This is a genomic window from Mycobacterium rhizamassiliense, assembly GCF_900157375.1.
GTDB lineage: Bacteria > Actinomycetota > Actinomycetes > Mycobacteriales > Mycobacteriaceae > Mycobacterium > Mycobacterium rhizamassiliense.
The window spans coordinates 3,083,641-3,109,178 of the sequence record NZ_LT721901.1; the positions used below are offsets into that span (position 1 = coordinate 3,083,641).

The 25,538-nt window shown below is 67.3% G+C and carries 21 protein-coding genes and 1 pseudogene; 12 read left to right on the forward strand and 10 right to left on the reverse strand.

Annotation, left to right across the window (positions count from 1 at the left end; all coding sequences use genetic code 11):
* Nucleotides 1-13 precede the first annotated feature (13 nt).
* Nucleotides 14-2,290, forward strand: coding sequence for an ATP-dependent DNA ligase (locus MRAB57_RS15170; RefSeq protein WP_173813937.1), 2,277 nt, complete (start codon nt 14-16; stop codon nt 2,288-2,290).
* Nucleotides 2,287-4,179 (forward strand): fumarylacetoacetate hydrolase family protein, encoded by a 1,893-nt coding sequence (locus tag MRAB57_RS15175; protein WP_077088076.1) that lies wholly within the window; start codon nt 2,287-2,289, stop codon nt 4,177-4,179. The genes MRAB57_RS15170 and MRAB57_RS15175 overlap by 4 nt, the downstream gene beginning before the upstream one ends.
* 7 nt (nt 4,180-4,186) lie before the next feature.
* Here MRAB57_RS15175 and MRAB57_RS15180 read toward each other — a convergent pair whose 3' ends face one another.
* Nucleotides 4,187-5,107, reverse strand: a complete 921-nt coding sequence (locus MRAB57_RS15180; protein ID WP_077088077.1) for an SAM-dependent methyltransferase — start codon at nt 5,105-5,107, stop codon at nt 4,187-4,189.
* Nucleotides 5,108-5,182: 75 nt separating this feature from the next.
* Here MRAB57_RS15180 and MRAB57_RS15185 point away from each other — a divergent pair, with 75 nt between their 5' ends.
* The gene (locus tag MRAB57_RS15185) at nt 5,183-5,992 is read left to right on the forward strand and encodes an enoyl-CoA hydratase/isomerase family protein (RefSeq protein WP_077088078.1); all 810 of its coding nucleotides are present in this window, start codon (nt 5,183-5,185) and stop codon (nt 5,990-5,992) included.
* Nucleotides 5,993-6,050: 58 nt separating this feature from the next.
* Here the strand turns inward: MRAB57_RS15185 and MRAB57_RS15190 are convergent, their stop codons facing one another.
* From MRAB57_RS15190 to MRAB57_RS15205, 4 genes are all read right to left on the reverse strand, one after another.
* A complete protein-coding gene (locus tag MRAB57_RS15190; RefSeq protein ID WP_077088079.1) occupies nt 6,051-6,917 on the reverse strand; it encodes an LLM class flavin-dependent oxidoreductase in 867 nt (288 codons plus the stop codon).
* Nucleotides 6,918-7,024: 107 nt separating this feature from the next.
* Nucleotides 7,025-7,816, reverse strand: a complete 792-nt coding sequence (locus MRAB57_RS15195) for an STAS domain-containing protein (RefSeq protein ID WP_108637945.1) — start codon at nt 7,814-7,816, stop codon at nt 7,025-7,027.
* A 382-nt stretch (nt 7,817-8,198) separates the two neighbouring features.
* Entirely contained in the window at nt 8,199-9,230 is a 1,032-nt protein-coding gene (locus MRAB57_RS15200) for a DUF4873 domain-containing protein (RefSeq protein ID WP_425436812.1), read from the reverse strand.
* Nucleotides 9,231-9,409: 179 nt separating this feature from the next.
* Nucleotides 9,410-10,366 carry an AurF N-oxygenase family protein gene (locus MRAB57_RS15205; RefSeq protein ID WP_077088081.1) on the reverse strand — a complete coding sequence of 319 codons (957 nt, stop codon included), beginning with the start codon at nt 10,364-10,366 and terminating at the stop codon, nt 9,410-9,412.
* A 123-nt stretch (nt 10,367-10,489) separates the two neighbouring features.
* Between MRAB57_RS15205 and cobF the strand changes: the two genes are divergently transcribed.
* The 4 genes and pseudogenes from cobF to MRAB57_RS15220 all read left to right on the forward strand — a co-directional run bounded on the left by cobF (nt 10,490) and on the right by MRAB57_RS15220 (nt 12,985).
* The gene (gene cobF, locus MRAB57_RS15210; RefSeq protein ID WP_077088082.1) at nt 10,490-11,230 is read left to right on the forward strand and encodes a precorrin-6A synthase (deacetylating); all 741 of its coding nucleotides are present in this window, start codon (nt 10,490-10,492) and stop codon (nt 11,228-11,230) included.
* A gap of 21 nt (nt 11,231-11,251) precedes the next feature.
* Nucleotides 11,252-11,497, forward strand: a pseudogene (locus tag MRAB57_RS29205) (DNA-formamidopyrimidine glycosylase family protein); the annotation flags it as partial.
* A gap of 150 nt (nt 11,498-11,647) precedes the next feature.
* Nucleotides 11,648-12,115, forward strand: a complete 468-nt coding sequence (locus tag MRAB57_RS29210) for a zinc finger domain-containing protein (RefSeq protein ID WP_245836096.1) — start codon at nt 11,648-11,650, stop codon at nt 12,113-12,115.
* Between the two features lie 120 nt (nt 12,116-12,235).
* On the forward strand, nt 12,236-12,985 hold the full coding sequence (locus MRAB57_RS15220; RefSeq protein WP_077088084.1) for an SDR family oxidoreductase: 750 nt from the start codon (nt 12,236-12,238) through the stop codon (nt 12,983-12,985).
* Between the two features lie 5 nt (nt 12,986-12,990).
* On the opposite strand, the gene MRAB57_RS15225 is transcribed toward MRAB57_RS15220, so the two are convergent.
* A complete protein-coding gene (locus MRAB57_RS15225) occupies nt 12,991-14,322 on the reverse strand; it encodes an oxygenase MpaB family protein (protein ID WP_077088085.1) in 1,332 nt (443 codons plus the stop codon).
* Between the two features lie 95 nt (nt 14,323-14,417).
* Between MRAB57_RS15225 and MRAB57_RS15230 the strand changes: the two genes are divergently transcribed.
* Nucleotides 14,418-14,999: a TetR/AcrR family transcriptional regulator gene (locus tag MRAB57_RS15230; protein WP_077090609.1), complete on the forward strand. Its 582-nt coding sequence runs from the start codon at nt 14,418-14,420 to the stop codon at nt 14,997-14,999.
* Here the strand turns inward: MRAB57_RS15230 and pgi are convergent.
* A complete protein-coding gene (pgi, locus tag MRAB57_RS15235) occupies nt 14,992-16,656 on the reverse strand; it encodes a glucose-6-phosphate isomerase (protein ID WP_077088086.1) in 1,665 nt (554 codons plus the stop codon). The two genes, MRAB57_RS15230 and pgi, sit on opposite strands and share 8 nt — an antisense overlap.
* 153 nt (nt 16,657-16,809) lie before the next feature.
* Complete coding sequence (locus tag MRAB57_RS15240; RefSeq protein WP_077088087.1) at nt 16,810-17,127, reverse strand: chorismate mutase; 318 nt, start codon at nt 17,125-17,127, stop codon at nt 16,810-16,812.
* Nucleotides 17,128-17,459: 332 nt separating this feature from the next.
* Between MRAB57_RS15240 and pcrA the strand changes: the two genes are divergently transcribed.
* Nucleotides 17,460-19,874 (forward strand): DNA helicase PcrA, encoded by a 2,415-nt coding sequence (pcrA, locus tag MRAB57_RS15245; RefSeq protein ID WP_077088088.1) that lies wholly within the window; start codon nt 17,460-17,462, stop codon nt 19,872-19,874.
* Here the strand turns inward: pcrA and MRAB57_RS15250 are convergent.
* Nucleotides 19,871-20,449: a hypothetical protein gene (locus MRAB57_RS15250; RefSeq protein ID WP_108637947.1), complete on the reverse strand. Its 579-nt coding sequence runs from the start codon at nt 20,447-20,449 to the stop codon at nt 19,871-19,873. The two genes, pcrA and MRAB57_RS15250, sit on opposite strands and share 4 nt — an antisense overlap.
* Nucleotide 20,450: 1 nt before the next feature.
* The gene (locus tag MRAB57_RS15255; protein ID WP_245835933.1) at nt 20,451-21,464 is read right to left on the reverse strand and encodes a M23 family metallopeptidase; all 1,014 of its coding nucleotides are present in this window, start codon (nt 21,462-21,464) and stop codon (nt 20,451-20,453) included.
* A 352-nt stretch (nt 21,465-21,816) separates the two neighbouring features.
* Between MRAB57_RS15255 and sucC the strand changes: the two genes are divergently transcribed.
* From sucC to MRAB57_RS15270, 3 genes are all read left to right on the forward strand, one after another.
* On the forward strand, nt 21,817-22,980 hold the full coding sequence (gene sucC / locus MRAB57_RS15260; protein ID WP_077088091.1) for an ADP-forming succinate--CoA ligase subunit beta: 1,164 nt from the start codon (nt 21,817-21,819) through the stop codon (nt 22,978-22,980).
* A 12-nt stretch (nt 22,981-22,992) separates the two neighbouring features.
* The gene (gene sucD / locus MRAB57_RS15265; RefSeq protein WP_077088092.1) at nt 22,993-23,895 is read left to right on the forward strand and encodes a succinate--CoA ligase subunit alpha; all 903 of its coding nucleotides are present in this window, start codon (nt 22,993-22,995) and stop codon (nt 23,893-23,895) included.
* Nucleotides 23,896-24,011: 116 nt separating this feature from the next.
* Nucleotides 24,012-25,535, forward strand: coding sequence for an acetyl-CoA acetyltransferase (locus MRAB57_RS15270; protein ID WP_077088093.1), 1,524 nt, complete (start codon nt 24,012-24,014; stop codon nt 25,533-25,535).
* The last annotated feature ends 3 nt before the right edge of the window (nt 25,536-25,538 follow it).

The following is a 25,538-nucleotide window of genomic DNA, read 5'->3' on the forward strand; positions in this document are numbered from 1 at the left end:
GTAGGTTGACAGAGTGGCGCCGCGGGTGAAGCTGACAAACCCCGAAAAGGTGCTCTACCCTGTGACCGGCACCACGAAATCCGACATCTTCGGCTACTACACCGAGATCGCCGAGGTGATGGTTCCGCACATCGCCGGGCGCGCCGCCACCCGTAAGCGTTGGCCGAATGGCGTTGAGCAGCCTTCTTTTTTCGAAAAGCAGCTGGCCTCTTCCGCGCCGGACTGGCTGTCGCGCGCCAGCGTGGTTCACCGGTCGGGGACGACGACGTATCCGATCATCGACAGCGCCGACGGCCTGGCCTGGATCGCGCAGCAGGCGGCGCTGGAGGTGCACGTGCCGCAGTGGCGGTTCGTTGCCGAGTGGACGCGGAGCAAATCCGAAGAGCTCAAGCCCGGTCCCGCAACACGATTGGTGTTCGACCTGGACCCGGGCGAGGGCGTGACGATGGCGCAACTGGCCAAGGTGGCCCGCGCCGTGCGTGACCTGATCGCCGACATCGGCCTGACCACCTTCCCGCTCACCAGCGGCAGCAAAGGTCTGCATCTTTACACTCCGCTGGATAAGCCGGTGAGCAGCCGGGGCGCCTCGGTGTTGGCCAAACGCGTTGCCCAGCAATTGGAAAAGGCCATGCCCAAGCTGGTTACGTCGACCATGACCAAGAGCTTGCGGGCCGGCAAGATCTTCCTGGACTGGAGCCAGAACAGCGGCGCGAAGACCACGATCGCACCGTATTCGCTGCGTGGCCGCGAACATCCCACTGTCGCGGCGCCGCGCACTTGGGAGGAACTCGACGACCCGGGGCTGCGCCAGCTGCGCTATGACGAGGTGTTGGCCCGGGTGGCGCGCGACGGCGACCTGCTGGAGCCGCTGGATGTCTTGGATGATCAAGTCTCGGGCCCGGACCGGCTGATCAAATACCGCAGCATGCGCGACGCGTCGAAGACCCCCGAACCGGTGCCCAAGGCGAAACCCAATGCCGGTCAAGGCAATACGTTCGTCATCCAGGAGCACCACGCGCGACGGCTGCACTACGACTTCCGGCTGGAGCGCGACGGCGTGCTGGTGTCCTGGGCGGTGCCGAAGAACCTGCCGGAGATCACGTCGGTGAACCATCTCGCCGTGCACACCGAGGATCATCCGCTGGAATACGGCGGTTTCGAGGGCAGCATCCCCAAGGGCGAATACGGCGCAGGCAAGGTCGTCATCTGGGATGCCGGCACCTACGATGCCGAGAAATTCAATGACTCGGGCGAAAAAGGCGAAGTCATCGTGAACCTGCGCGGCAACCGAATCTCCGGACGCTACGCCCTGATTCAAACCAACGGCAACCAGTGGCTGGCGCACCGGATGAAGGACCAGCAGACCTTCGAGTTCGACGAGCTTGCCCCCATGCTCGCCTCGGAGGGTTCGGTGAGCGCGCTGAAGGCAGGCCAGTGGGCCTTCGAAGGAAAGTGGGACGGCTACCGGCTGCTGGTCGATGCCGATCACGGGACCGTGCGGCTGCGCTCGCGCAGCGGCCGCGACGTCACCGGCGAGTACCCCCAATTGTGCTCCATCGCAGATGATCTCACCGATCACCACGTGGTAATCGACGGTGAGGTCGTCGCGCTCAACGCGTCCGGGGTGCCCAGCTTCAACGAGATGCAGAACCGCAGCCGCGCCACCCGCGTCGAGTACTGGGCATTCGACCTGCTCTACCTGGACGGCCGTTCGCTGTTGCGGGCCAAATACCACGACCGGCGCAAGCTGCTCGAAACCCTTGGAACTGCCGGCAATCTGACCGTACCGGATCTGCTGCCCGGCGATGGTGCGCAAGCGCTCGACCACTCCGGCCAGCGCGGCTGGGAGGGGGTGGTCGCCAAGCGGCGCGACTCCACCTATCAGCCCGGGCGGCGGTCGGCGTCGTGGCTCAAGGACAAGCATTGGAAAACGCAGGAAGTCGTGATCGGTGGCTGGAAGGCCGGTGCAGGCGGACGCACCAGCGGCATCGGCTCACTGCTCATGGGCATTCCCGGTGACGGCGGACTGCGGTTCGCCGGAAAAGTGGGCACTGGTTTCACCGAACGCGTCCTGGCCGACCTCAAGAAGACGCTGGCACCGTTGCACACCGACCAATCCCCGTTCGACCCTGCACTGCCAAGAAGTGAAGCGCGTGGGGTCACCTACGTCGAACCAATTCTCGTCGGCGAGGTGCGCTACAGCGAATGGACCCCGGATCATCGCCTGCGCCAATCGAGTTGGCGCGGGCTGCGGCCGGACAAGAAACCAAGTGAGGTGGTACGCGAATGAAATGGGTGACCTACCGCGACGCCGACGGACCGCGCACCGGCGTGCTCTCCGGCGACGAGATCCACGCTCTGACGCCGGGGGTGACGCTGCTGGACCTGGTCGGCCGCGGCGCCGACGGCCTGCGCGAGGCCGGCGAGGGCGCGCTGCGCTCCGCGTCGGCCGTCGTGCGCCTGGGTGACGTGAAGCTGATGGCGCCCATCCCGAACCCGCCGTCGATCCGAGACTCGCTGTGCTTCTTGGAGCACATGCGCAACTGTCAGGCGGCGCTGGGCGCCGGGCGCGAACTCGCCGACACTTGGTACCGCATCCCGGCCTTCTATTTCGCCTGCCCCGCAACGGTTCTCGGGCCGTATGACGACGCGCCCATCGCGCCTGGAAGCGCTTGGCAGGACTTCGAATTGGAGGTCGCCGCGGTCATCGGAGCCAGCGGCAAGGACCTGACGGTCGACGAGGCCGAGCGCGCCATCATCGGCTACATGATCTTCAACGACTGGTCCGCGCGCGACCTGCAGCAGCTGGAGGGTCAGCTGGCGATCGGGCAGGCCAAGGGTAAGGACAGCGGCGTCACCCTGGGGCCCTACCTGGTCACGCCCGACGAGCTGGAGCCACACCGCCGCGACGGCAAGCTGAGCCTGCAGGTGAGCGCTCTGGTCAACGACTCCGAGATCGGTTCGGGCTCAACCGATCAGATGGACTGGAGCTTCGGCGAAGTCATCTCCTACGCCTCGCGTGGCGTGACGCTGCGCCCCGGCGACGTGTTCGGCTCGGGCACGGTGCCCACCTGCACGCTCATCGAGCACCTCAGCATGACCGATCTGGAATCCTTCCCCGGCTGGCTGCGCGCCGGGGACGTCGTGACGCTGCGCGTGCAGGGGCTGGGGGAGACGCGCCAGACCGTCCGCGCCAGCGCCCCGCCGGTGCGCGTCAACCGCGCCCCGGCCCGGCTGCCCTACACCCGCGGGCTGCACGACGTCGCCGACAAAGTGTGGGCGTGGACGCTGCCGGACGGCGGCTACGGCTGGAGCAACGCCGGGCTGGTGTCCGGGGACGGCGCCTCGCTGCTCGTCGACACACTGTTCGACCTGGCGCTGACGCGCGAAATGCTCGCCGCGATGAAGCCGATCACGGACCGCGCGCCCATCACCGACGCGCTGATCACCCACTCCAACGGCGACCACACCCACGGCAACCAGCTACTCGATGCCTCGGTGCGGATCATCGCCGCCACGGACACCGCCGAGGAGATCGCGCACGGCATGCCGCCCGAGCTGCTCGCCATGGTGCAGACCGGCAACCTCGGCCCGGTCGCGACCCCGTACACGCGAGAACGGTTCGGGCACTTCGACTTCAGCGGCATCGAGGTGCGCAACGCCGACCTGACGTTCGAGCGCGACCTCACCATCGACGTCGGTGGGCGCCGCGTCGACCTGCTGAACCTCGGCCCGGCCCACACCGCAGCGGACTCCGTCGTGCACGTGCCCGACGCCGGGGTGTTGTTCGGCGGCGACCTACTCTTCATCGGCTGCACGCCGATCGTGTGGGCGGGCCCGATCGCCAACTGGGTGGCGGCCTGCGACGCGATGATCGCGCTGGACGCGCCGATCGTGGTGCCCGGCCACGGCCCGGTTACCGACCCGGACGGAATCCGCGCTGTGCGTGGCTATCTCGCGCACGTCGCCGAGCAGACCGAGGCCGCCCACCGCAAGGGCCTGTCCTGGGCCGAGGCCGCCGACACTATCGACCTCGGCGAGTACGCCGGCTGGCTGGACGCCGAGCGGGTGGTCGTCAACGTCTATCAGAAGTATCGCGAACTCGAGCCGGACACACCGCAATTGGAGGCGATGGCGCTGCTGGTGATGCAGGCCGACTGGTTGGCCAAACGCGGCTAGCCGGTGGCTATTTCAGCGCCGCGGTGACGAAGCCGATGGTGTCGGCCGGGACCTGTTCGTGTGCGGACTTGGGCAATTCCGGCAGGCCGGCGGCCTGGAAGAGGTCCGCGAGCTTGAACCTGATCACATCCCAGCCGCGGCCCTGCAGCAGAGCGGCGACGTCGGTGTGCTCGCCCGGGTATGCCAAATTGGCGACGTCCAACTCCAGCCCGTGCCGTCGCCAGGTGTCGGCCAGCCGCTGGGACTGTTCGGTCGCCTGCGGCGAGTTTCCGGCGACCGACCCATAGTCGGCGGCGAACCGGCTGCCGGGCGCGCTGAGCGCGATCACGTCGTCCATCAACCGAACCTCGGCCTCCGGCGGCAGCCAGCCGATCAACACGCCCTCGGCCAGCCACGCAGTGGGCGCGGCGGCGTCGAAACCGGCGGCCCGCAGCGCGGCCGGCCAGTCCTCCCGGAGGTCGATGCCGACCGTGCGGTGCTCGACGGTGGGCGCGGCACCGATCTTCGACAGCGTCGAGGTCTTGAACTCGATCACCTCGGGCTGGTCGATCTCGTACACCGTCGTGCCCGCCGGCCAGGACAGCCGGTAGGCGCGGCTGTCCAGCCCGGCCGCGACGATGACGATTTGCCGGACGCCGGCCTCGGTGACTTGCGCGAAGTAGTCGTCGTAGAAGCGGGCCCGGGCGGCGAACGTGTCGGTCATCCGCGGGAAGCCCACCCCACCGTCCTCGGCGTCGAAGTCGAGCTCGCCGGCGGCCAACCGGTTGAACACGTCAATGCCGACCGCGCGCACCAGCGGTTCGGCGAACGGGTCGTCGATCACCGGCTGCGGTCGTCTGGTCGCAGCCGCCCGCGCCGCGGCGACCATGGTGGCGGTGGCTCCCACACTGCTGGCGGCATCCCACGTGTCGTCCTCGGTTCGCGCCATCGTCTCTCCTTCGTCTCGGCTCGAAACCACGGTATGCCTCTTCGGTAAAAACCCACGTCGCATACGGTTTGGTCTATGCCTGCAGTAGAACTGGAAACCCTCGAAGAAAATATCGCCCGTATCACGCTGAACCGGCCGCAGCGCCTGAACGCCATCGACGGTGCACTGATCGACGGGGTGGACGACGCCCTGGACGTTCTCGGCGGCGGCGGATTCCGCGTCGCGATCCTGACCGGGGCCGGGCGCGGATTCTGCGCCGGCGCCGACCTGAGCGGCACCGGCGAAGCCTGGACCAAGCCCGCGAATCCGTCGACCCCGGCATTCAAGGTCAACTACGACTCCCAGGTGCGGCTGGCCAACCTGTTCACCCGGATCTACGAGCTGGACATCCCGGTGATCGCGGCGGTAAACGGCGTCGCCGTCGGCGGGGGACTGGCGTTCACATTGGTCAGCGACATCCGGATCGCTTCGGAGAGCGCCCGGTTCGGGTCGGCGTTCATCAAGGCCGGGTTCTCGTCGATGGACATGGGCACCAGCTACCTGCTGCCCAAGATCGTCGGCGCCGGCGTCGCGCGCGAACTGATGCTGACCGGTCGCATGATCGACGCCGACGAGGCCTACCGCATCCAGCTCGTGCACGAGGTGGTGCCGGCCGACGACCTGCTGCCGGCCGCGCTGCGCAAGGCCCGCGAGATCGCCGCGAACAACGCATATGGGGTGTGGCAGACCAAGATTGGCCTCAACGCGGCGCTGGACGCGCCCAGTCTGCGGCACGCCATCGAGATCGAGAACCGCACTCAGATCCTGAGCGGATTCACCAACAACCCGACCGAGGCCGCGAAGGCGCATATGGAAAAGCGTGCGCCCCAATGGGATCCGCTGTGACGCACAGCCCGATGGCGGCGGCCCGCTCCGCCCGGTTTCGCCTCGCTTGCGCCCGCCACTAGATTTTCGCGATCACGTTTTCGGCGAACATCTCCAGGTTGCGGATCTTGGCGTCCAGCGCCTCGGTGTCCTTGCCCATGATGTAGGGAATGCGGAAGCCGACGATGACGTCGGTGACGCCCTTGTCCTCGAGCCGCTTGATGCCGTCGGCGGTATACGCGTCAACCGAGATGACGTGGATCTCGAACGGGCCGGTCTTGCCCGCTTCCTCGCGGTACCGCTGCAGCTTGGCGATCAGCCCGTCGAGTTCCTCCGGGTCGCCGCCGCCGTGCATCCAGCCGTCCAGCCGCGCGGCCCGCTTCAGCGCCGCGTCCGCGTGGCCGCCGATGAGGATGGGGATCGGCTTGGTGGGCGCCGGCGTCATCTTGGTCTTGGGGATGTCGTAGAACTCGCCGTGGAATTCGAAGTAGTCGCCGCTGGTGAGGCCCTGGATGATCTCGATGCATTCGTCCATCCGCTTGCCGCGCCTGGCGAACGGGACACCCAGCAGCTCGTAGTCCTCGGGCCACGGGCTGGTGCCGACGCCGAAGCCGATCCGGTTGTCGGTCAGCGCGGCCAGCGAACCGATCTGCTTGGCCACCAGGGCCGGCGGCCGGATGGGCAGTTTGAGGACGAAGAAGTTGAAGTGCAGCTTCGTCGTCACCGCGCCCAATGCCCCTGTTAGCACGAAGGTTTCGATGAATTCCTTGCCGTCCAGGAACTCGCGGTTGCCGTCCGGGGTGTACGGGTACTTGGAGTCGGATTCGAAGGGGTAGGCGATGCTGTCGGCGATCGTCATCGCGTGGTAGCCGGCGGCCTCGGCCGCCTTGGCCAGCGGGATGTAGTTATGAAAGTCCGTCATTGCCTCTGCGTAGGTGAACCGCACGTCATCTGCCTTCCTTGGGAGGACCGTTACCCGAGATTAGAACGTGTTCTAGTTTGGCTCGCGGCGGGGTCCCGCAGAGTGGGAGGAGGGCTCGCGTACGGAGGCGGCTAGAGCTGGTTCTCGGGGCCGATGACGGCCCACACCGTCTTGCCCGACGAGGTGGGCGTGCTGCCCCACGCGCGCGACAGCGCGTCGACGATCGCCAGGCCCGAGACGTCGATGCCCTGCGCGGGCGACGGCAGCCGCTGGGCCGGGGCGGTGCTCTCGTCGGACACCGCGATGGTCGCGGAGGCGCCGTCGGTCTCGATCCGCATCGCCGGGATGCTGCCGGTGTGTTCCAGGACGTTCTCCACGAACACGTTGACGACCACCAGGGCGACCGGGATGAAGGTGGGGCGGCCCCACTCGGTGAGCCACTCGCGGACCAGGCGGCGCGACTCGCGCAGGCTGGTCAGGTTCGCGGGCAGCTGGGCGTCGGCACGATAGATGGTGCGACGGGTGAGCTTTTCGAGCGCCTTCGTTGCGCTCTTCTGGGTGGCATACACCGGCATGAAGCGGGTGACCTCGGCCTGGGTGAGGGCGTCGCGGGTGGCCCGCTGGCCGCAGACCAGCACGATCGGTGCGGTGGTCTGGCTGTCGAGCTGAAGGTACGCGCTGATGAAGGCGGACAACGCCGACTCCGCGGGCACCCGCAGGCCGGTGACGTCGATGATGACGGCTGACGGCTGGTCGAGGGCGGCCTTTTTGATGCTGTCGCGCAATGCCGCGGAATTGCTGGCGTCGAGCACACCCGCGACGGTCAGGATCGCGACCGACTGGTCGGTCCGGGTCTCGACGGCTAGCGAGCCCGGAGACTCAGCTAGCGCACTCACCGCAGGCGGTCCTTTCCGTTCTGGCATCTATCCTCGCTGCTCGCGACAGTTGACCCGCGGGGGGACGGGCGCGTGCGTTTTCGGTGCCGTGTTGGGGCATCCGAATCCTAACGTGGTCGAAAGGCAGCGGTAGGTCACGATCCGGCAAGGAATCGTACGGTGCGCCGTCGCGCCGTCGATTAGGGGCCGTCGAGGGCGCGAACGGTACCCGCTTCGACGTTGCGCCTGCGCTACCGCTGCCACCCCGACCATGCTGCTCTCATCTTCGTGTCGTGTGCACCAGCATGCGATCAACCTCTTTCGCGCGTCTGGCCACTTCCAGTATTGATTGAAATCAGCCTAGCGAGACTACCCCATTTAACGGGTGTCACGCGTGTCGCAGAAATCAGTGCCGACACATACCGTCCGGTCAGAGTCCGCTCATTGTGTAGGGCGGGGCACCGACCCCGGCGACCGAGTGCGTGCCCCACGGCGTTTGTTCGGTGATGCGCGCGGGCGCCGTCCGCTCGCCGACCGTGAGCGTGGCCGTGCGCGCCTGCTTGAGCACCTGGTCCGGCAGGGGCTGCGCGGGCGAGCTAAAAACCGTTCCCTGCCAGTGGTAATGGCCGTCGATCGGGTCCAGGCGGCCGCTGAGCCGGACGCGCACCGGGTGGGACGTGCCTGCGATGGTCAGCGTCGCCTCGCCGTCGTAGGTCTGAGTGCCCCGGGTGGCGGCGGACGACAAGTCGAAGGCCGATCGCACCGCGAACGACGGGGCGGGCGCGAGGTGGGCGCGCTCGTTGAACACCTGGTAGCTGCTGCGCCGTACCTCGATGCGGGTGGCGCCGTTGTTGGCCATCAGCGCCAGGCAGCCGGCGACGTAGCGCGCCTGCGTGCCGGCGTCGGGCCCGGTGAGGCAGAAGAAGTTGGGGAGGCCGTGCAGGGCGACTCCCAGGAAGGGCTCGAAGCCGTCGCTCCAGGCCCGCCGCAGGGTCACCCCCGCCGGGCCGACCAGTTCGGGCGCTTGATCGCTGACGGTGAATCCGGTGCCGTAGACGATGGCGTCGGAGCGGTGGTGGGCACCGTCGGCGGTGCGGATGCCCGACTCCGTGAGCCCGGTGATCGCCGATCCGACGAGTGCGGGGGCGCGACCGGACTGCTTGCGCGGGGTGTGGCGGGCCAGCCAGCGCCTGACGCGGGCCGTCGGCAAAAGCAGTTCGGAGACCAGCCGGCGCGGCGCGTGGGCGAAGACGGTGACCGAGGCTGCCGATGCGGTGAGCCGCCCGAGCTGATGGCCCGCGGTCGAGTCGCTGCCGATGACGGCGATGTGCTTGCCGGCCGGGTCGAAATCGGGGTTCCAGTGCGCCGCGTGGAAAGCCACGCCTTGGAAAGCGTTGCGCCCGGCGAACTCCGGTAGCCACGGCGCGAAAAGGGAAGCGCCGACGACGACGCGGGCGCGCAGCGTCTCTCCGGCGGTGGTGCGCAGGTCCCAGGTGTGATCGCCGTCGTCGAACACCGCCCGCGCGGCGTCGTCGAGCGTCAGCACGTCGCGAATTCCGGCCGCCCGCAACCCCTCAGATGCGGCCCGCCCCGCGCTGCCGATGACGACGACGTCGCGGACGGCCGCGATCGATGTGTCTGTCACAGAAACTTGGAGCGCTTCCAGCCGCGCCGAGCGATCGGTCCCAGCAGGCCGACCTCGGTCAAAAACGCCGCCAGTGGGGCGAAACCGGCCTTCTGCATCTCGTACCGGTGCGCGCTGCCGCGCGCGGTCGCACGCGCCCGTTTCGGATCCAGGCCCGTGCGCGCATAGGGCACCGGGTTGCTGAACAGGTAGCGGAAGAAGTAGCCGCCGATGCCGTTGATGTTGGCCATGAACCAACGGTTGACGCGCGGCATTTCGACGACCCGCTTGCGGGCGCCGTCGCGCGCGAACTGGATGTGGCGGGCCTCTTCGGTGACGTGAATTCGCATGAGCCGCTGGATGATTGGCTGCAGCTCTGCGTCGTCCATCATCTGGCGCTGCAGGGAATCGAAGATCTCTTCGCCGATCAGGGCCGCCACCCACAGCATCGAACCGCGTTGGAACGCAAGGGGAAGCGCGTTGATGATGTAGCGGTGCAACCGCCGCGGCTGTATCGGCTTGGCGCCGATGCGCTCGATGGCCTTGCCGAACATCACCATGTGCCGGGTCTCGTCGCCCAGTTCGGTCAGCTTGTAATGCGTCGACGAGCTGGTCGGGTCCTCGTGCAGGATGGTGCGCAACAGCGACTGGTTGAGTATGTTCTCGAACCAGATCCCGGCCGACAGGGTGTTGACCAGTTCCTGGCGCGACAGCTCGATTTGTTGCTCGCGGGTCATCTCGTCCCATATCGGGGTGCCGTAGAGCGAGACCAGCCGCGGTGGCAGGTAGAACTTGTCCGGGTCCAGCGGCGCGTCCCAGTCGATGTCGACGATCGGCTCGTACGACTTCTTCACCGAGCCCTTGAGCAGCCGATCGGAGAACTCTTCCCGACTCGGCCCACCGGGCCTCACCGCGGAGGGCGCAGCGCCGCTCCTCCCCATCGCTTCGCTCTGCATCGTCTCGGCGCGCGTCATCCCTGGCGTCCCTCCGTTGGGTGCATCAGACGGTACCCATGGTACTGGGTACTTGTGGTTCCGACTAGATGTTCGGGTCCACGATTCGGCAATCTGATAGGCAACGACGAGCAGGAGGCAGCGGTGGGTCGGCACATTCACGTCATCGGCATCGGCGCGGGCGACCCCGGCTACGTGACGGTTCAGGCCGTCGAGGCGCTCAACGACACTCAGGTGTTCTTCGCGATGGACAAGGGAGAACAGAAGAGCGACCTGGTGGCGCTGCGACGGGAGATCTGCACGCGGTTCATCCGGGAGCCCGGCTACCGATTCGTCGAACTGCCCGACCCGAAGCGGTCGTCCGGCGGCGATTACCGCGACGCCGTTTCCGAGTGGCACGCCGCGCGCACCCGTATCTGGGCGACGGCCATCGCCACCGAGCTGGGGCCCGACGGCGTGGGGGCCTTTCTGGCCTGGGGCGATCCGTCGCTCTACGACAGCACGCTGCGCATCCTGGACGCGGTGGCCGCCCAGGTCGACTTCACTTTCGACGTCATCCCCGGCATCACGGCGATCCAGGCGCTGACGGCGCGACACCGCATCCCGCTCAACGACGTCGGCGAGCCGGTGCTCATCACCACGGGCAGACAGCTGCGGTCCCGCGGCCTCTCCGGCGCGGCGGTGGTGATGCTCGACGCCGACTGCACGTTTGCGGCCTGCGGCGCCGACACCCGGATCTGGTGGGGCGCCTATCTGGGGACCGGCGACGAACTGCTGGTGGCGGGCACCGTGGGCGAGGTGGGACAGCGCATCGTGGCGCTGCGGGCGGAGGCCCGTGCCCGGCACGGCTGGATCATGGATACCTATTTATTGCGGGCTGTCTGAGCTCGTCGGCAAACTAGACACGTGCCCGAACTTCCCGAGATCGAAGCGCTGGTCGATCACCTGCGGCGGCACGCCGTCGGATCGACGATCGGCCGCGTCGACGTCGGCGCGCTGTCGGTGCTCAAGACGTTCGACCCGCCGACCAGCGCCCTGGACGGCCTGACCGTGACGGCGGCCAACCGGTGGGGCAAGTACCTGGGGCTGCAGGCCGGTGACTTGCTGCTGATCGCCCACCTGTCGCGCGCCGGCTGGCTGCGCTGGTCGGACAACCTGGCCCCGGCGCCGCTGCGGCCCGGCAAGGGGCCGATCGCGTTGCGCGTGCATTTGGGCACCCCCGGCAGCGCGCCGGGGTTCGACCTCACCGAGGCCGGCACCCAGAAACGGCTCGCGGTGTGGCTGGTCGACGACCCGGAGAAGGTGCCCGGCATCGCCGCCCTCGGCCCGGACGCGCTCGATCTGTCCGTCGACGACCTGGCCGGCGTCCTGGCTGGCAACAGCGGCCGGATCAAGACCGTCATCACCGATCAGAAGGTGATCGCGGGCATCGGCAACGCCTACAGCGACGAGATCCTGCACGTCGCCAGGATCTCGCCGTTCGCCACGGCCGGGAAGCTGACCAGCGAGCAGCTCACCACGCTGCACGGGGCGATGATGTCGGTGTTGACCGACGCGGTGAACCGGTCCGTCGGCCAGGGCGCGGCCACGCTCAAAGGCGAGAAGCGTTCGGGGCTGCGGGTGCACGCCCGTACCGGCCTGCCCTGCCCGGTGTGCGGGGACACCGTGCGCGAGGTGTCGTTCGCGGACAAGTCCTTCCAGTACTGCCCGACGTGCCAGACCGGCGGCAAAATACTCGCCGACCGGCGGATGTCCCGGCTGCTCAAGTAGCCGAGTGCCCGAGCGTCGACCTGTTGTGGTGAAACAGCCCAAAATCGCCCATCAACTCGACGTTCGGCGAACCTCCCGGCCGACCGGACGAGACTTGACACCTGTCGATATGCTGCCCGGGTGACTCGCCAGAAGATCCTCATCACCGGCGCCAGTTCAGGCCTGGGGGCCGGAATGGCGCGTTCCTTCGCCGCCAAGGGCCGCGACCTGGCGCTGTGCGCCCGGCGGACCGACCGGCTCGACGAGCTGAAAGCCGAACTGGCACAACGGCATCCGAATGTAAAGGTCGCGATCGCCGCGCTCGACGTCAACGACCACGACCAGGTGCCGAAGGTGTTTGCCGAGCTCAGCGACGAACTCGGCGGCATCGACCGCGTGATCGTCAACGCCGGCATCGGCAAAGGCGCCAAGCTGGGCTCCGGCAAGCTGTGGGCGAACAAGAAGACCATCGAGACCAATCTGGTGGCCGCGCTGGTGCAGATCGAAACCGCCCTCGAGATGTTCAACAAGAGCGGCTCCGGGCACCTGGTGTTGATCTCGTCGGTGCTCGGCAACACCGGCGTCCCGGGCGTCAAGGCCGCCTACTGCGCCAGCAAGGCGGGGCTGACATCGCTGGGCGAGTCGCTGCGCGCCGAGTACGCCAAGGGCCCGATCAGGGTCACGGTGATCGAGCCCGGCTACATCGAGTCGGAGATGACCGCGAAGTCGGCGAGCACAATGCTGATGGTGGACAACGAGACTGGCGTCAAGGCGCTCGTCGGCGCCATCGAGCGCGAGCCCGGCCGGGCCGTGGTCCCGCGGTGGCCGTGGGCGCCGCTGGTGCAGCTGATGCGGGTGCTGCCGCCGCCGCTGACCAAGCCGTTCGCCTGAGGCTCCTAGTGTGCGACCGGCGTGTAATGCGTTGAATCCGTAGTGAATTCGGGCTTGCCGTAGGTCGCCAGCCGGAGCTTGAGCAGCCCGATGACGTAGGCGTCGGTGACGTCGCGAAGCACCGGGATGCGGCTGGCCCGGCTCACGACGCTGAAACGTCCGAGAATGAACGGCGCCGTCAGCGCGATGCGGACGAGATCCGTTGGCCCCATCGTCACGCCCATGGCCTCGGCGACGTCGTTGTTGCCGCCGCAGAACGTGCGCACGAACGTGAACTTGCTGAAACTCTTCTCGACCGCCTCGGCGCAACGGTCGAACAGTGAGGTGCCGGGACGCAGGTAGGCCGACATCGTGCCGCGGACCAGTTCTTGGCAGATGCTGTCGAATCCGTGCCGCAGCAGCCCCGAGCGAGCGTGCATGACGTGGATGATGCCGGCGGGCTCGGCGGGCAGCAGTTCTTCGGGCAGGCCAAGCAGAAAGCAGCGATACCTGGCGAATTCGACGACGGCGCGTTCCTCGGCGGTGAACTCCTTCCGGCCCTCCTGCTTGGCCTTGAGCGCCAACAGGTATTGGCCGATCATCCCGGCGGGCATCTGATCGACCTGCGGCACCGGCATGCCGTAGATGGCTGTGTCCCATTTACGGCCCCCTTTTACAGATCTCTTCAGGGCGTTGTAGCGCACCATCGAGTGCATCAACCGGACCATGGCGGCCGCCTCGAATCCGGGTCCGTAGCGGTCCAGGGCGCCGGGCAGCGTGGTGACGGCGAAGAAGCTGGCCGTCTCGTTGACGCGGCGGGCCGCCCGCTTGCCCGACAGCGCGCCGGTCAGCGCCATCGGGAGCGCGGCGTAGCTGTTGGTGAAGGTCGCGATGAAGGCGCCCCGCGTGATGAAGGGCGCCAGCAGCGCGGCCGGAATGCGTTCTTGGCGAGCGCCTTCGCGCACCAGGTCGAAGTCGAGCCACTGCGGCGTGGCCTCCATGGCGGCGATGAACGCCACGAGCTCGGGCGGCGCGTCGGGCACCGCCTCGACGCCCTCGCGGCAGGCCGTCTTGAGCATGTCGATCAGCTGCGTGAGGCTGTACGAATTCATCAGGGCCGCATAGGGATCCGCGACGATGTCGCCGAGCAGGGTGGCGGTGCTGATCAGCTCCATCACGCGGTCGTCCGCCAGGATCGGCGCGCGGTCGCCGGCCCACGAGGGCAGCGCGGTCTCGACGTCGGGCTCGGTGGCCAGGCGATCCGGTTGCCGGTCGAAGTCGAAGTCGCCATACAGGTCGGGCTGCAAATCGCGCTGGCTACGCACGCGCTTTGCGAGTTCGGGGTAGTACGTGACCATCACAACCTCCGGCTAACTAACACTTCGTGAGTAATACTCACAAGCTGTTAGTTATGCTGTCAAGGGTGACCACCGTGGACAGCACGAGGCGGCGCATGACCGCCGAGGGCCGGCGTGAGCAGATCCTCGACGTCACGCACGCGATCGTCGACGTCGAGGGCTTTCACGCGGCCACACCGAACCGCATCGCGCGGCAAGCCGGCATCAATCGGTCCCTGATCTATCAGCTCTTCGGCGACCCGGCGGGCCTGTTCGTCGCGCTGATCGACCGGGAGGCCGCGCGCGCCGGCGCGCAGTTCGCCGAGGCGATCTCCGGGTTGGATGCGGTCGCCGGGGACCAGACCCTTGTCGTCGCGTTCGACGGCGTGCTGGCCGCCGTCGACGCCCACCCCGCGACCTGGCGCCTGTTCCTGTTTCCGCCGCAGGGTGCCCCGCCCGAGTTGTACGCCCGGCTGGCCGCCTCCCAGGCCGTCGTGCTCCAGTTCTTCGTCCGTGAACTGCTGCGCCACGACCCGGGGCTGCACGAGCCGGAATACACGGCGCGGATCCTGCACGCCGCCGGCCGCGAGCTACTGCAGCTGCACCTGTCCGATCCACAGACCGCGACGCAGGAACGGCTGCGCACCTTCGTCCGCCAGCTCGGCTCCGGCCTGCGAAGTGGGGCCGAAGTCAGCTGACCCGGCCGCGCCCGGTGCGGTAGCGGCGGACCAGCGCGTCGGTGGAGCTGTCCGACTGCGACGGCGGCGAGGCGTCGCCGGTGATCACCGGCAGCAGCGCCTTGGCCTGCGTCTTGCCCAGCTCCACACCCCACTGGTCGAACGAGTCGATGCCCCAGATGACGCCCTCGGTAAAGACCTGGTGCTCGTAGAGCGCGATCAGCTGGCCGACCACCGACGGGGTCAGCCGGTTGGCCAGGATCGACGTCGACGGGCGGTTGCCCGGCATCACCTTGTGCGGCACCACGTCGGCCGGGGTGCCTTCGGCGGCGATCTCCTCGGCGGTCTTGCCGAACGCCAGCACCTGGGTCTGGGCGAAGAAGTTGCTCATCAGCAAGTCGTGCATGCTGCCGGTGCCGTCGGCGGTGGGCAGGTCGTCGGTGGGCTGGCTGAAGCCGATGAAGTCGGCCGGGATCAGCCGGGTGCCCTGATGGATCAGTTGGTAGAACGCGTGCTGGCCGTTGGTTCCCGGCTCGCCCCAGTAGATTTCACCGGTGTCGGTGGTGACCGGGGTGCCGTCGGCGCGCGTGGACTTGCCGTTGGACTCCATCGTCAGCTGCTGCAGATACGCCGCGAAGCGGGCCAGGTCGTTGGAATACGGGAGTACGACGCGGGATTGGGCGTTGAGGAAGGTGGAGTACCACAGTCCGATCAGGCCGAGCAGCGCCGGCGCGTTGGACTCCAGCGGGGCGGTCTTGAAGTGTTCGTCGACGATGTGGAATCCGGACAGGAAGTCGGCGAAGGCCTCCCGGCCGATGACGGCCATCACCGACAGGCCGATCGCGGAGTCGACGGAGTAGCGCCCGCCGACCCAGTCCCAGAACCCGAACATGTTGTCGGTGTTGATGCCGAATTCGTCGACCAGGCGCTTGTTGGTGGATACCGCGACGAAGTGCTTGGACACCGCGGCGTCGCCGAGCGCTTCGGTGAGCCAGCGGCGCGCCGCGGTCGCGTTGGTCAGCGTCTCCAGCGTGGAGAACGTCTTGGAGGCGACGATGAAAAGCGTTGTGGCAGGCTCTAAGTCGGCCAGCGTGGCGACCAGGTCGGCGGGGTCGACGTTGGAGACGAAGCGCGCCGAGATGCCCGCGTCGGCGTAGTGGCGCAGGGCCTGATAGACCATCACCGGTCCCAGGTCCGAACCGCCGATGCCGATGTTGACGACGGTCTTGATCCGTTCGCCGGTGGCCCCGGTCCATTCGCCGTTGCGCAGCCGGTCGGTGAAGTCGCCCATCGCGTCCAGCACCTGGTGCACGTCGGCGACCACGTTTTGGCCGTCGACGGTCAGCTCGGCGTCCCGGGGCAGGCGCAGCGCGGTGTGCAGCACCGCGCGATCCTCCGAGGTGTTGATGTGTACGCCGGAGAACATCTGGTCGCGGCGCTCCTCGAGGTGGGCCGCCCGCGCCAGGTCGACCAGCAGGCGCAGCGTCTCGCGCGTGACGCGGTGCTTGCTGTAGTCGATGTAGAGGTCGCCGACCTCGAGGGTCAGCTCGCGCCCGCGATCCGGATCGTCGTCGAAGAACTGGCGAAGGTGGACGTCACCGATCTTCTCGTGCTGCTTGCGCAGGGCGTCCCACGCCGGGGTGGCGGTGATGTCGGTAATGGTTTGCACTGAGGGCATTGGCGCCGCTCCTCCTCATCGCTTCGCTCTGCATCGTCGCCGACGCGGGTCATAGTTCGACCCTAATGCGGTCCGACGGGAACGAGCCACCGCTGGCGTGCGGCCGAAATCCGGGCGCCGGCGCATCATTCGCCGGCGCAAACCGGTGAGCGATCAATGGCCGAGCCGGCCCCTGCCCAATCGCAAAAGCAGCATGGCCAGGTCCTTGCCCTCCGGGCCGAGCTCGCTGTAGCGCTCGATGACCTGCATCTCCCGGCTGTGCACCAGCCGGGTACCGCCGGTGGCCATTCGGGCTTTGCCGATCGCCTGGGACACCTCGGCACGCCGCTTTACCGCAGCAAGAATCTCGGCGTCCAACCGATCGATTTCCTGGCGCAGGTCGTCGATGTTCGTCGGCTGTTCGGTGTCGATCATTTCGGTGTTCATTTCCGCAAACTCCGCGTTCTCATCATGTGGGGGTTCTGGTCTCATCCGTTATCGAGCCTCACAAAAAGAGACGAGCCCCGAATCCGGAAGCGGACCACGGGGCTCTGCGAGAGCAGCTAGACCACGGGCACCGCTAGGGGATACCCATAGAAGAATCGGCTTATCCATTCCCGGGACCACTGTTGGTCGCGGAACTGCCGACGGGGCTGCAGGCTGAGCACCGATCGAGTGTGCCATTAATGGCCGTATCGGTGCAAAATCGCTACGCGGGCGGGCTGACCTCACCTTTCAATATTCCTCCGCGGGCGCGCGCTTGAAAAGGCCGCGGCGCGGCCTGGCCACCCCTCGTCGGTGGACGGCGGTAAATTTGGACGGACATGAGTGTGCACGCAACCGATGCCAAGCCCGCGTCCGACGCAGATGAGCTGCTCGACGGACTCAACCCGCAACAGCGCCAGGCGGTGGTGCACGAGGGCCCGCCGCTGCTGATCGTGGCCGGCGCCGGCTCGGGCAAGACCGCGGTGTTGACCCGGCGCATCGCCTACCTGATCGCCGCGCGTGGTGTCGGGGTGGGGCAGGTGCTGGCCATCACCTTCACCAACAAGGCCGCCGCCGAAATGCGCGAACGGGTGGTGCGGCTGGTCGGCAATCGCGCCCGCGCGATGTGGGTGTCGACGTTTCACTCCACCTGCGTGCGCATTCTGCGCAACCAGGCGTCGTTGATCAAAGGCCTCAATTCCAATTTCTCCATCTATGACGCCGACGATTCGCGACGCCTGCTGCAGATGATCGGCCGCGACATGGGCCTCGACATCAAGCGGTATTCGCCGCGGCTGCTGGCCAACGCGATCTCCAACCTGAAGAACGAATTGATCGACCCCGACCAGGCCCTGTCCAATCTGTCCGACGAATCCGACGACCTGGCCCGCACCGTGGCGACCGTCTACGCCGAATACCAGCGGCGGCTCCGCACAGCCAACGCGCTGGACTTCGACGACCTCATCGGGGAAACCGTGGCGGTGCTGCAGACCTTCCCGCAGATCGCGCAGTACTACCGGCGGCGGTTCCGGCACGTGTTGGTCGACGAGTACCAGGACACCAACCACGCCCAGTACGTGCTGGTCCGCGAACTGGTGGGGCGCGGCGGTTCAGCGAGGCTCACCGGAGCTGGCCCGGGGGCCGGCGGAGGAGAGGCGAAGCTGGGATCGCCGAATCAGCCGGGCTCCGACGAGATATCCGACGAGGTGCCGCCGGCCGAGCTGTGCGTGGTCGGCGATGCCGATCAGTCGATCTATGCCTTCCGCGGCGCCACCATCCGCAACATCGAGGACTTCGAGCGCGACTACCCGGACGCGACAACGATTCTGCTGGAACAGAATTACCGCTCGACGCAGAACATCCTGTCGGCGGCCAACTCGGTGATCGCGCGCAACTCTGGGCGCCGCGAGAAGCGGCTGTGGACCGACGCCGGCGAGGGCGAGCTGATCGTGGGGTACGTCGCCGACAACGAGCACGACGAGGCGCGGTTCGTCGCCCAGGAAGTCGACGCGCTCGCTGAGCAGGGCGAGATCACCTACAACGACGTGGCGGTGTTCTACCGCACCAACAACTCGTCGCGGTCGCTGGAAGAGGTCTTCATCCGCGCCGGCATTCCGTACAAAGTCGTTGGGGGAGTGCGCTTTTACGAGCGCAAGGAGATCCGCGACATCGTCGCCTACCTGCGGGTGCTGGACAACCCCGGCGATGCGGTCAGCATGCGGCGCATCCTGAACACCCCGCGCCGGGGAATCGGCGACCGGGCCGAGGCCTGCGTGGCGGTGCACGCCGAGAACACCGGCGCCGGTTTCGCCGACGCCCTCGTTGCCGCCGCCGAGGGCAAGGTGCCGATGCTGAACACCCGTGCGGAGAAGGCGATTTCGGGCTTTGTCCAGCTGCTCGACGAGCTGCGGGGCCACCTCGACGACGACCTCGGCGACCTGGTCGAGGCGGTGCTCGAGCGCACCGGATACCGTGCCGAGCTGGAATCCTCCACCGATCCGCAGGAGCTGGCCCGGCTGGACAACCTCAACGAACTCGTCAGCGTCGCACACGAATTCAGCATCGACCAGGCCAACGCCGCCGCGCTGGGCGAGGAGGCAGACGACGGTCTCGACGACGAGGACGTGCCGGAAACCGGTGTGCTGGCGGCCTTTTTGGAACGGGTTTCGCTGGTCGCCGACACCGACGAAATTCCCGACACCACCGCCGGCGTGGTCACGCTGATGACGTTGCACACCGCCAAGGGGCTGGAATTCCCGGTGGTGTTCGTCACCGGGTGGGAGGACGGGATGTTCCCGCACATGCGGGCGCTCGACGATCCGACCGAGCTCTCCGAGGAGCGGCGGCTGGCCTATGTCGGCATCACGAGGGCCCGCCAGCGGCTCTACCTGAGCCGGGCCATCGTGCGGTCGTCCTGGGGGCAGCCCATGCTCAACCCGGAATCGCGCTTCCTGCAAGAGATTCCGCAGGAGCTCATCGAGTGGCGCCGCACCGCACCGGCGCCGTCGTTCAGCGCGCCGGTGAGCGGTGCCGGCCGGTTCGGCACGCCGCGCACCGCGCCGACCCGCTCGGCCGCGGGCAAGCGTCCGCTGCTGGTGTTGCAGCCCGGCGACCGCGTGACGCACGACAAGTACGGGCTGGGCCGGGTCGAAGAAGTCTCCGGCGTCGGCGAATCGGCGATGTCACTGATCGACTTCGGCAGCTCCGGGCGGGTCAAGCTGATGCACAACCACGCCCCGCTCAGCAAGCTCTAACGCCGACGGCTGCCGATCCGCTGTTCGGCGAACTCTTTGAGCTGTGGGTAGAACGCCAGCACCACACTCGCGACCGGCAGCACCCACAGCGTGTACACGATCCACGCGACGTGGGCGCCTGCGATGAACACGCCGCCGTAGGTGAGCACCGCGACCACCGCCCCCGCCGCGATGAGCTGGCGCCCCAGCGGCCGGTGCTGCAGCAGCATGATCACGCCGGAGATGGTGGTGGACGCGAACACGATGGCGAGGAACGCGACCGCGATGCAGAACAGGCGGTCGGTCCGCCACCAGCCGGCGATCAGGTCGGTCGCGACCACCGACGTGGCCCACCCGCTGACGATGCTGACCGCGCAGGCCGCCACGGCCGTCGTCGAGGTGGGCTCATCGGCGGGTGCGGGCAGCCGGATGGGGGGCGCCGATCGGGTGGGCTCCCCGGACGGCACCTGACGCGGGATCTGCGTGGTCGGCGACGTCGGGATGGTGGGGATTGGTCCAGTCGGCGCACGGCGGATGATCCGTGTCCGTGATTCGGAGGGCGGTTCAGCAGGTCGGGGGTCGTTCGGCGCGGTCACCTCAACCAGCGTAATTGCCGACGTTAAGTCCTCGTTTGGCCAGCCACGGCACGGGGTCGATGCGCTCGGTGCCGCCCTGCAGCACCTCGAAGTGCAGGTGCGGGCCGGTGGAGTTCCCGCGGTTGCCCATGGTCGCGATCTGATCGCCCGCCATCACCCGTTGGCCGACGCTGACCAGCGCGGTGTTGATGTGGCCGTAGAGCGTGACCGTGCCGTCGGCGTGCCGCAGCTTGACCCACATTCCATAGCCGGCGGTGGGTCCGGCGTCGATAACGACACCGTCGGAGACGGCAACGATCGGCGTGCCGATCGAGTTGGCCAGGTCGATGCCCGCGTGCAGCACGCCCCAGCGGTAACCGAAGTTCGACGTGAAGATGCCGTGTGTGGGCATGACGTAGAGCGGCTGCTGCAGCCGCGCCTCGCGCTGGGCGCGGTCGTTGGCGAAGGCCACGCCCTTGGCCAGTTCCTCGTTGTGCACGGCGACGTTGGCCGCGGGCTGCACGGCGATCACCTGGGCCCCGCGCGTGGTGTCACTGCCCGCGGTGCCGGTGAGCGACGACGCGCTGGCGGTCAGCACCGTGGCGGTCTGCGTCGTCTCGGCCTGGCTGGTCGCGGTGTGCGCCGCCGCCGCGGCCGCACCGGCGGCCATCGCCGAGATCAACACGCGGCCCTTGGCGGCGCTGGTGGGTTGCTTGCGGTGCTGTCCGCCGCGGCGGGGCACACCGATGACGTCGGTGACCTGGTGGCCACCGGAAGGCGGGTCGGCGTCGAACAGGACGGGCACCCGGGCCAGCACGTCGGTGTGGGTCGCGGGAGCAGCGAGGCGAAGCGGGGTCAGGTCGTCGATCTGGTTCAGGTCGTCGAGCTCGGGCGCCAGCAGCACCTGCGCGGCGTTGTCGAAGTTGGAGTCGTTGCTGAAGTCGAGTTCGTCGTCGATGCCGTCGTCGGAGAAATCCAACTCGTCGAGGTCGAACCCGTCGAGCGGCAGAATTTCGGTGACTTCATTGGGGTGCATGGCTACCCGGCGGTCGCGCAATGCGCGTTGTGCCCCTGCCAGGACAGGCGAACGACCAAGTCGATGCTGCGACAACCTAAAATGTCCTCGTATCGTGACCATACCGTTATCTGGACCCTAGGACGTTAACGGTTAACGGACAGGGCTGGCAACCTCGCGGCCCCGATCCCAACGTTTTTGTGAACTGGATCACGTGCCGCCGCCTCCGGCGCCGCCGTGAAGTCTGCCACATCAACGGGATGCGAGGGTGGCGCCGAATCAATGTGTGGATAAAGTTCGTCCGTGCGTGTTGCCGGATCCGGTGCCGCCTGCCGATAGGCCTACTTGCAAGCCGACGAAGACAAGTGAGTTCATGGACCTTTTCGAATACCAAGCCAAAGAACTGTTCGTAAAGCACAACGTGCCCACCACGCCGGGCCGGGTGACCGACACCGCCGAGGGCGCCAAGGAAATCGCCACCGAGGTGGGCGCGCCGGTGATGGTCAAGGCGCAGGTGAAGGTCGGCGGGCGCGGCAAGGCCGGCGGTGTGAAGTACGCGGCCACCCCCGAGGACGCCTACGAACACGCGAAGAACATTCTCGGCCTGGACATCAAGGGCCACGTCGTCAAGAAGCTGTTGGTCGCCGAGGCCAGCGACATCGCCGAGGAGTACTACATCTCCTTCCTGCTTGACCGCGCCAACCGCACCTACCTGGCGATGTGCTCGGTCGAGGGCGGCATGGAGATCGAAGAGGTCGCCGCGACCAAGCCCGAGCGGCTGGCCAAGGTCCCGGTGGATGCCGTCAAGGGCGTCGACCTGGCCACCGCGCGCTCCATCGCCGAGCAGGGCCACCTGCCCGCCGAGGTGCTCGATGCCGCGGCCAACACCATCTCCAAGCTCTGGGAGCTCTTCGTCGCCGAGGACGCCACCCTGGTCGAGGTCAACCCGTTGGTGCGCACGCCCGACGACCAGATCCTGGCGCTGGACGGCAAGGTCTCCCTGGACGCCAACGCCGACTTCCGTCAGCCCGGCCACGTCGAGTTCGAGGACCGCGACGCCACCGACCCGTTGGAGCTCAAGGCCAAGGAGCACGACCTCAACTACGTCAAGCTGGACGGCGCCGTCGGCATCATCGGCAACGGCGCGGGCCTGGTGATGTCCACCCTCGATGTCGTCGCCTACGCCGGGGAGAAGCACGGCGGCGTCAAGCCGGCCAACTTCCTCGACATCGGCGGTGGCGCGTCGGCCGAGGTGATGGCCGCGGGCCTGGACGTGATCCTGAACGACAAGCAGGTCAAGAGCGTGTTCGTGAATGTGTTCGGCGGTATCACCTCGTGCGACGCCGTCGCCAACGGAATCGTGACCGCCCTGAACATGCTCGGCGACGAGGCCAACAAGCCGCTGGTGGTTCGCCTCGACGGCAACAACGTCGACGAGGGACGCAAGATCCTCGCCGACGCCAACCACCCGCTGGTGATCGTGGCCGAGACCATGGACGCCGGTGCCGACAAAGCCGCCGAGCTGGCGAATAAGTAAGGGAGCCAATCAATGTCGATTTTCCTGAACAAGGACTCCAAGGTCATCGTCCAGGGCATCACCGGCGGTGAGGGCACCAAGCACACCGCATTGATGCTGAAGGCCGGCACCCCGGTGGTCGGCGGGGTGAACGCCAAAAAGGCGGGAACCACCGTCTCGCATGTGGATTCGGTCGGCAAGGACGTCGAACTCCCGGTGTTCGGCTCCGTCGCCGAAGGGATGAAGGAGACCGGCGCCAACGTGTCGGTCGTCTTCGTGCCGCCGAAATTCGCCAAGGACGCGATCATCGAGGCCATCGACGCCGAGATCCCGCTGCTGGTGGTCATCACCGAGGGAATTCCGGTGCAGGACAGCGCATATGCGTGGGCCTACAACGTCGACAAAGGGCAGAGGACGCGCATCATCGGGCCGAACTGCCCGGGCATCATCACCCCGGGTGTGGCGCTGGCCGGCATCACGCCCGCCAACATCAGCGGCTCCGGTCCCGTCGGCCTGGTCTCCAAGTCCGGCACCCTGACCTACCAAATGATGTACGAGCTGCGCGATTTCGGCTTCTCCACCTCGATCGGCATCGGTGGTGACCCGGTGATCGGCACCACCCACATCGACGCCATCGAGGCGTTCGAGAAGGACCCCGAGACCAAGGTCATCGTGATGATCGGCGAGATCGGCGGTGATGCCGAGGAGCGTGCGGCCGACTACATCAAGGCCAACGTGTCCAAGCCGGTCGTCGGCTACGTCGCGGGATTCACTGCGCCGGAAGGTAAGACGATGGGCCACGCGGGCGCCATCGTGTCCGGCTCGTCGGGTACCGCGGCCGCCAAGAAAGAGGCCCTCGAGGCCGCGGGCGTCAAGGTCGGCAAGACGCCGTCGGAGACCGCCGCGCTGGCCAGGGAGATCCTGCAAAGCCTCTAGTTTTTCCGAGACTGCGGTCGGGTCGCGATTCCACTAATCGGCGATCTGGCCGCAGTTTCGTTTTGCGTCCAGTCATCGGTTAGCCTGTCGAACTAACAGTTCCCAGGAGGTTTGTAATGCCGGTCGATCCGCGTACTCCGGTGCTCGTCGGTGTCGGCCAGTTCACCGAGCGCATCGACGACCCGGACTATCGGGGCATGTCGGCGGTCGACCTCGCAACGGCGGCCGCCGAGGTGGCCCTCGCGGACACCGGGGCCAAGGGCGTCGCGAAGGCCGTCGACACCGTCTTCGGGCTGCGGCAGTTCGAGATCTCCGGTCCGATGCCGGCGACCCTTGGCAAGTCGAACAACTACCCGCGTTCGGTGATGAACCGGCTCGGCGGCGACCCGGCCCGCGTGGTGCTCGAACCGGTTGGCGGCCAGAGTCCGCAGAAGCTCGTCACCGAGGCGGGCAACGCGATCGCGGCGGGTGAGGCCGACGTCGTCCTGATCATGGGCTCGGAGCCGGGGTCGACGGCCCGCTACTTCGCCAACCGCGACGACAAGCCCGACTTCACCGAACACGTCGAGGGTCAGCTGGAAGACCGCGGACACCAGATCTTCAGCTACATCGACGATTACACGATTCAGCACGGCCTGACCGGGGCGCCGGTGCAGTACGGGCTGATGGAGAACGCCCGGCGCGCCCGCCTGGGCCGCGGCGTAGCCGACTACCGGCGCGAGATGGCCGAACTGTTCGCACCGATGTCCAAAGTCGCTGCCAAGAACCCGTTTTCGTCATCGCCGGTGGAACGATCGGTCGATGAGATCATCACCATCACCGACGACAACCGGATGATCTGCGACCCCTATCCGCGGCTGCTCGTCGCCCGCGATCAGGTCAACCAGGGCGCGGCGTCGGTGCTGATGTCGGTGGAGGCCGCGACGCGTCTCGGTGTGGCCCAAGACAAGTGGGTCTATGTGCACGGCCACTCGGACATGGTCGAGCAGGCGATGCTCGATCGCGTCGACCTCGGCGCCAGCCCGGCGGCGGTACATGCGGCCCGAGAATCGTTGCGGGTGGCCGGAATTGGCATCGACGACATCGCCACCTTCGACCTGTACAGCTGCTTCCCCTTCCCGGTGTTCGTCATCTGCGAGGCGCTGGGCCTCGACGGCGACGACCCGCGCGGCCTGACCCTGACCGGTGGATTGCCGTATTTCGGCGGCCCCGGGAACAGCTACTCGCTGCATGGTATCGCCGAGACGGTCGCCCAGATGCGGGACAGGCCAGGGCAATTCGGCCTCGTCGGGGCCAACGGCGGCATCATGAGCAAGTACTCGATCGGCATCTACTCGACCACGCCGGTCGACTGGCGCACCGATAATTGCGCGGCGCTGAAAAAGGAGATCGACGCGCTGCCGAAGGTCGACGTCACGAAGACGCCCGACGGTGCGGCGACTATCGAGACGTACTCCGTGCGCTACGACTGGCCGACCCGCACCGGCATCATCGTCGGCCGGCTCGCCGCGGACAACGCGCGATTCATGGCCACCACCGACGACGACGATCTGGTCGCATTGATGTCCGACGGCGATCCGCTCGGCGCGGAGATCTTCGTGTGGTCGACCGACAACGGCAACCGCGCATCGCTGGGGTAGACC